At 36.2% G+C, this 6,457-nt stretch carries 9 protein-coding genes; 2 read left to right on the top strand and 7 right to left on the bottom strand.

Going from position 1 to position 6,457, the window contains the following annotated elements; translation table 11 throughout:
• Positions 1-357: 357 nt before the first annotated feature.
• From F4694_RS18045 to spxA, 3 genes are all read right to left on the bottom strand, one after another.
• Positions 358-699, bottom strand: a complete 342-nt coding sequence (locus F4694_RS18045; RefSeq protein ID WP_179600455.1) for an IDEAL domain-containing protein — start codon at positions 697-699, stop codon at positions 358-360.
• 136 nt (positions 700-835) lie between these two features.
• Entirely contained in the window at positions 836-1,246 is a 411-nt protein-coding gene (locus F4694_RS18040; RefSeq protein ID WP_179600453.1) for an RrF2 family transcriptional regulator, read from the bottom strand.
• A 126-nt stretch (positions 1,247-1,372) separates the two neighbouring features.
• Positions 1,373-1,768 (bottom strand): transcriptional regulator SpxA, encoded by a 396-nt coding sequence (gene spxA, locus F4694_RS18035; protein WP_179600451.1) that lies wholly within the window; start codon positions 1,766-1,768, stop codon positions 1,373-1,375.
• 289 nt (positions 1,769-2,057) lie between these two features.
• Between spxA and F4694_RS18030 the strand changes: the two genes are divergently transcribed.
• On the top strand, positions 2,058-2,435 hold the full coding sequence (locus F4694_RS18030; protein ID WP_179600449.1) for a GntR family transcriptional regulator: 378 nt from the start codon (positions 2,058-2,060) through the stop codon (positions 2,433-2,435).
• Between the two features lie 19 nt (positions 2,436-2,454).
• Positions 2,455-3,546 (top strand): DUF1648 domain-containing protein, encoded by a 1,092-nt coding sequence (locus F4694_RS18025; protein WP_179600447.1) that lies wholly within the window; start codon positions 2,455-2,457, stop codon positions 3,544-3,546.
• A 63-nt stretch (positions 3,547-3,609) separates the two neighbouring features.
• On the opposite strand, the gene F4694_RS18020 is transcribed toward F4694_RS18025, so the two are convergent.
• The 4 genes from F4694_RS18020 to F4694_RS32305 form a co-directional block, all read right to left on the bottom strand.
• A complete protein-coding gene (locus F4694_RS18020) occupies positions 3,610-4,272 on the bottom strand; it encodes an HAD family hydrolase (protein ID WP_179600445.1) in 663 nt (220 codons plus the stop codon).
• A 192-nt stretch (positions 4,273-4,464) separates the two neighbouring features.
• Positions 4,465-5,121, bottom strand: a complete 657-nt coding sequence (locus F4694_RS18015; protein WP_179600443.1) for a hypothetical protein — start codon at positions 5,119-5,121, stop codon at positions 4,465-4,467.
• A gap of 197 nt (positions 5,122-5,318) precedes the next feature.
• Positions 5,319-6,029 carry an alpha/beta hydrolase gene (locus tag F4694_RS18010; RefSeq protein WP_257029290.1) on the bottom strand — a complete coding sequence of 237 codons (711 nt, stop codon included), beginning with the start codon at positions 6,027-6,029 and terminating at the stop codon, positions 5,319-5,321.
• Positions 5,995-6,279: a hypothetical protein gene (locus F4694_RS32305; RefSeq protein ID WP_257029289.1), complete on the bottom strand. Its 285-nt coding sequence runs from the start codon at positions 6,277-6,279 to the stop codon at positions 5,995-5,997. Before F4694_RS32305 ends, F4694_RS18010 begins: the two co-directional genes overlap by 35 nt.
• Between the last annotated feature and the right edge of the window lie 178 nt (positions 6,280-6,457).

The raw sequence follows: 6,457 nt of genomic DNA, 5'->3' as shown, positions 1-6,457 counted from the left end.
TCCCATAGACGGATCGACCTTCCTTCACTTCTACTATAAAAAAATAGTAGCACAAACCATGGCCTTGGTTTGTGCTACTAATGTTAGTATGTTTAAGCCTTTTTTAATATCATGACTAATTAAGCGGAATTTATCCGTCTATTTATAAACTCAGGTGCTTAATCTAACCTGACCCCTATCCGAGAAGCGCGGACCCTCTTAATCCTAGATGTGGGAAAGATCAATAAAATTGCTATTCAAAGCGGCACTGCAAATGCCAGTTCATAAGTCATTCTTGCGTCAATCAATAAGAAAGCATCCGAAAACGGAAGCCTTTATGGTCCACACCTGTCAGTTTTTCCTCAATGGATAATCTTCCTATGCATTAACCGCCTTAACCAGTTGATTAATTGAATGCAGTTTGGCTGATAGCTCATTAAACCATTCTTCATCCCCGGTTGCTAACGCTAAATCAATTTGGAAAAGAATTTGTTCCTTGTTGTTAACATTTGCAGCAGGCAGGTGTTTAAGCTGACTGGTTAAAAATGCTACTGTTTTGCCATTTATTTCTTTATTGTCACTTGTTACTATCGTGACTTTTGCCACCCCTTCTACATTGCTCAGCGATTCAACAAAACCAATAATTAATTCCCCACTCAGCAAATTTCCCTTAACCCAATCACCTGTTTCTAACATTGGAACATTATTTTTATTTACCATTATTTTTCACCTGCTTGGAAAGTATAGTACTGCTTTAAACATGCTCTCTCTACGTAGACCTTCATCAACTGTAATTTATTTTATTACAGTTTTTTTAAAAAGAATCCTGTTGTAAAAGCCCAGTCATTCTTCTTTATTATTTTTGATTAATAAGACTAACAACTTCCTTGATGGTGTAATCCTTTAAATATTCACCCAGATGGTTTTCAGCACCTAAAAAAATGGTAAACAGGACGCTTTGCATATTTGCCCCCACAATGCACTGTTCATTTGACTCAGGACATTTAGGCTGAAGTGCACCTTCTGAAGTAATCTTATAGATGTCCCATAGACTAACCTCACTAAGTTCTAATGCAAAAATAAAGCCGCCGCCTGTTCCTTCTTTTGATTTAATAAAACCATGTTTTTTTAATAAACTTAATACTTTTCGAATACGAACTGGGTGGACACCGGCACTTTCTGCTATATATTCACTTGTTGACATCCGGTCTGGCTGTAATGCAAGTAGAGTTAAACTGTGAATGGCAAGTGTAAAATCACTGTTCATAACCTGCCTCCTATACATTCATCATTTTTCTATTATAGATTTTACTACTATTTATTATTATATCATTTACTATACTACAATGATAAATATTACAGATCGGAGGCAACTTAACTTCGATTCAGAATATTAATTAGCCTCTTTATGCGATTCAATGTTTACAAATGTACGAAGCTTACGTGGTAAAAACCTAGTTATTTCGTCCTCGTTATATCCAACTTGTAATCTTTTTTCATCTATGATGATTGGGCGGCGCAACATTTTTGGATTGTTGGCAATTAATTGATATAAGGCATTTAGTGGCAGAGATTCAATATCTACATTTAATTCCTGATAAGCTTTTGAGGTCGTTGAAATAATTTCGTCCGTCCCTTCTTCTGTCAGTCGAAGAATCGATTTAATCTCATCGATCGTAAGGGGATTTGCTATAATGTTTCTTTCCATATATTCAATCTGATGTTCCTCTAACCACGCCTTTGCTTTTCGACAAGAACCACAGCTTGGTGTTGTAAATACCGTTACCATACCTTTACACACTCCCTTTTTATCATTCAACCATTACTTAACAGCCTAAATGTAACAAAAAACATTACAGTTAAGAAACAATACATTTAAAAACTAATTTAGAGAGCTAAACTCAATGGCTATACTGTAATATTAATTTTTACAGTTAAATATGTCAAATGTAATTTTATGGGTAAATGAATTAATTTTTATCATTTGCATTTTGTAATAGACCAAACAAGTTATTGTTCTAGAAACAATAGAACAGATGTGTTATAATATGTATAGAACAGATTGGAGGAAGTAATAAATGATTATTCGAATTGAACCTGATTCTGACATCCCAATATACGAGCAGCTATCCAATCAAATAATCGAAGGAATTGCTAGAGGAGTGATTCAGCCAGGCGATTCACTGCCTTCTGTTAGAGCTTTTGCTTCTGACCTTGGCGTTAACATGCACACGGTTAATAAAAGCTACCACCTGTTAGAAAAAAAGGGAATTATCAAGATTGTTCCGAAATCAGGCGCGATTATTTCTTCACCTCAAGATTTCAATCAATCCTCTCTCGATAGACTAAAAGATGAATATATGCCTCTTATTGCAGAATCACTTGTGGTGGGAATGTCTCAAAAACAAATTTTGGAGCTTGTTTCAATCATTATTAATGACATTAAGAAGAATTAAAACAAAAGGAGGAACTTATATGACATTAGCCATATTTCTATTTATCTCCATTATCCTAGTTTGCATCCAAACCGCTACTCCTTATTTAGTAAAACGGACCATCATCTTTGGCGTCACAGTCCCAGAAAAGCACATAAAAAATGAACAACTCTTATCTTATAAAAAGCGATACACCTTTATGGTTGCCCTTTTTTCATTTATCGTTCTAGCCAGCTATATGATTTGGGTCCTAATGAGTACTCAAGGTGAAGAAAAGACCGTGTTAATCGGGACATTGATTCAATTTGGCATTATTCTATTCAGCCTTTCCTTTTATTTTTTCTATCATGGAAAGACACTTCAATTAAAAAAGAAAAATAATTGGATGGATAACTTAACACAGGTTAAAGTATCTGATTTAACGGTTCGTTCACAAGATGAAATGCTTCCTTGGTATGTATTTTTACTACCTATGATGATTACTGTCGGGGTCATCGGATATACGATTTTCCAATATGACCTATTGCCGGAACAAATTCCAACTCACTGGGGAATAAATGGTGAAGCGGATGCCTTTACAGAGAAAACGCCAATCTCAGCCATCTTAATGCCGCTAACACTATTAGCTATGCAAGCAATGTTCTTAGGAATCAATCTTGGAAAAAATAAATCTGGCTTTAAATTAAGTGCAACCGGTTTGAATGCATCACGCACTCGCCAGCTAACATTACGGAAAAACTCAAGCTGGCTGATGTTTGGAATTAGTTTATTGCTAACAGTTATGTTTAGTTTCTTCCAATTAACCACGATTCACCCTGATTTATTTGCAGGTACTGTCATGATGGTAACGCCAATTATTTTCCTTGTGATTGTTTTAGCGGGAACCATTGTTTTTGCTGTAAAGGTCGGGCGTTCTGATAAACAATCTATCGATGAGGTGAAAGAGGAAATAACAGATTACGACGATGATACACATTGGAAAGGCGGAATCTTTTACTTCAACCGAAATGATCCTTCCATTTTTGTAGAAAAACGCTTTGGCGTTGGCTGGACCCTCAATTTTGCTAATCCAATCGGTTATATCATTGTTTTCTTCCCGCTCGTGGTCGTTATAGTCTTATCTGCCTTGTAACTTAAACGAGAGCGATCCTTGATTAGGATACGCTCTCGTTTTGTCTGTCAAAAAGCTGTTTGGTTACGATATGATTTCCCATTTCTTATGATTAGCAATTTCTAATAAACGAGGTTCAGGGTTCACCGCTACAGGATTTCCAACTAATTCAAGCACATTTAAATCGGTAAAACTGTCCCCATATGCAAAGCTATTTTGCCAATCCACTTTCATGTTTGCTAAATGGTTAGTAATATATTCGGTTTTTCGTTCACCGTATATGTAGTTTATTGGAGCATTCTTCCTCAGCTTTTCATTTTCATAGGGTATATTACTTCCAATGATACAATCAAAAGTAACATCCTCAGTGACCGAATGAAGGAGCGGCACATATGCTCCGGAGACTAACATCGTATAGTATCCATCTTTTTTATGTTGTTCTAATCGATGTAACATCTGATTACTCAGGTTTTGACTCATCTTCCCGCCTATTTGAGAAAAAAACTCCTCAATTTCCGCCTTGGAAGAAGAACCAAATGCAGAAATATACGACCACATAGTGTACTCTTTCATTTTTTGTTCAGGGTAAAGTTTACATTTGTATGCTATATAGACCGGCATAATTCTTAGGAAGAATTTCCGGTACTTTTGAAAATGGATAGGATGTTTCTTTAAATGACTCATCAAAAGCGGGAAAGTCTCCTCAGGGAATAATGTTCCATCAAAATCAAAAATTGCAACCTTCATATTATCAGCCTTTCAGTGTATTGATTCTACTCCCTACTATACATGAAAATGCTGGATAGGCCACAAAAATGCAAAATTTGCTACTTTTTCCTCATTTTCACCATTTAGAATCGGTAAGAAAACCCCTCCACTTTTAGAGGGAGTTTTCTTCTATTTATCCATTATGGCTCGATCAGAATTTGCGAACTCATTTCATTCAACTTCAGCCTCTTTTTGATTAGAGTACGATTCGTCAAGAAGATTTTTCCACTGTTCATACAAGGTATTAGCTGTTTCAAAATCTTCGTATTCTAATGGCAGGTCTTCCTGTAATCTCTCTTTGAATTCGGAATACATTCCTTCCCAAATCTCTAAAGTTTCATTATCAACAATGTTTGACAATCTGAGTTTACTTTTATTCCAATTTGTGTACAGATTATCACACCATTCCAACAAATTTTCTCGGTATTGGTTTAGTTCTTCCAAATCTATATATTGTTTAGATTCACTCTCACTCTCTTCACGATGAGCGTTTGTTTCCAAATAATCTTCATCGATTTGGATTTGTCCATCCTTTTCCACATAATACTCAGAATCCACTTCAATCTCTTCTGGATAAGCAATTGATTCTCTATAAAGCAGTTCCCATTGTTCATATAAATTTTTTGCAGTTTCATAGTCCTCGATTTCGGCATTTATGTCTTCCGATAACTTCGTTTTTAATTGGCTGCAAGATTCTTCCCATTCCTTTATGATTTCGATGGTATAGAGTTTTAAAAACCTCGGCTTCATACTATCCCAATTTTCCTCAACAGCATAACACCATTCCAACAAATCATCTCGGTAATGTTTTTGTTCATTCATTTTCATTCATTCCCCCACCTAAATTGTATATTTCAACATTTTCATTCACGAATGAATTGGTCATTTGTCACATACTAAATAACCACAATCTCATACTATGTACCTTGATTGTCCCAGGATTAGACCAATACCCATGGGCATATATATGACTTCAGTTAATAGGAAAAATAAGAAAACTCCCTTGATGAAGGGAGCTTTGGGAATTATTTTCGAATCGAACGATCTAGAAAGTTTTGTAATCTTCTCTTATATTCTTCCTCAGCAACCGTATATGCCTCGGTGTGACCTACACCTTTTACGATCCATAAGTCTTTTTCACTAGAAGCTGCTTGATAAATTTCAGTTCCCATTTCAGTTGGGACAAGCTCATCCTGGTCGCCATGAATAATAAATAATGGTAGTTTATTTTTCTTTACACTCTCTAATGCCGAAGCTTCTTCAAAGGTATATCCGGCTCTAATTTTTGTAATAACACTCGTTACTTCCATGAGCGGAAAGGCTGGAAGATGGTAGAGATATTTTAATTGATGTGATAACTCTGCCTTAACCGTTGTATAACCGCTATCTGCGATCATTCCTTTTACTTCTTTAGGGAGATTTTCACCGGAAGTCATGAGGACGGTTGCGGCCCCCATTGAAAATCCATGGAGAAAAATAGTATTCTCTTTTTTCTCGTTTATTAAAAAGTCAATCCAATCCACATAATCCTTTCGGTCATGCCAGCCGTACCCGATATAGTCGCCTTCACTCATACCATGTCCTCTGGCGTCAGGCTTTAATACATCATATCCCATGTCATAGTAATCCTTTGTAATCCCGGGCATTTGTTCGCTGTTGCCCTTATACCCATGTGCCAGAATAACCACTTTGCCTTTAGAATTAGGGTTCTTCAAAAAGCGCCCTTTTAATGCCATCATAAGACTTCATCTGAACGATCTCAAACTTCTGTTGCTCTGTCCATTGCATTAACGCCGCTATCTTCGCCTGCTGTTCCTCTGATCCTTCAATACTAGCCGCCGCTGCCGAGCTGCCCCCTCCATGAAGGTTGGGTCCTTCTTGGCTGCGATTAATACCGACATTGTAAAAATAATTACCGGCAAATCCCATTCCTATTATAAAAAGTAAAACAATAGCTATCCCTATTTTCGTCAATCTCTTCTTCAATTTTATTCTCCTTTATCTACTATTCTCTCAGGTATTATTAAGTTCCTTTCACTGAGCGTGTAAAAAGATCAAACTACTATTTTAATTTTGTAATGTAATAGCAAATATGTGTGGTGAAATTTTTACAAAATAGGGGTCTAGACTGTAAAAGTGCCAGGCACCATCCTTTTAATAAGAT

The organism is Neobacillus driksii, assembly GCF_013409995.1.
Taxonomy (GTDB): Bacteria; Bacillota; Bacilli; order Bacillales; family Cytobacillaceae; genus Neobacillus; species Neobacillus driksii.
Note: the sequence above shows the minus strand (reverse complement) of the source record. Positions and strands in the feature narration are given on the sequence as shown.

Excerpts from the sequence above, each read along its gene's own strand:
- F4694_RS18045 (WP_179600455.1), bottom strand. The coding sequence starts at position 699 with ATGGTAAATAAAAATAATGTTCCAATGTTAGAAACAGGTGATTGGGTT.
- F4694_RS18040 (WP_179600453.1), bottom strand. The coding sequence starts at position 1,246 with ATGAACAGTGATTTTACACTTGCCATTCACAGTTTAACTCTACTTGCA.
- spxA (WP_179600451.1), bottom strand. The coding sequence starts at position 1,768 with ATGGTAACGGTATTTACAACACCAAGCTGTGGTTCTTGTCGAAAAGCA.
- F4694_RS18030 (WP_179600449.1), top strand. The coding sequence starts at position 2,058 with ATGATTATTCGAATTGAACCTGATTCTGACATCCCAATATACGAGCAG.
- F4694_RS18025 (WP_179600447.1), top strand. The coding sequence starts at position 2,455 with ATGACATTAGCCATATTTCTATTTATCTCCATTATCCTAGTTTGCATC.
- F4694_RS18020 (WP_179600445.1), bottom strand. The coding sequence starts at position 4,272 with ATGAAGGTTGCAATTTTTGATTTTGATGGAACATTATTCCCTGAGGAG.
- F4694_RS18015 (WP_179600443.1), bottom strand. The coding sequence starts at position 5,121 with ATGAAAATGAATGAACAAAAACATTACCGAGATGATTTGTTGGAATGG.
- F4694_RS18010 (WP_257029290.1), bottom strand. The coding sequence starts at position 6,029 with ATGGCATTAAAAGGGCGCTTTTTGAAGAACCCTAATTCTAAAGGCAAA.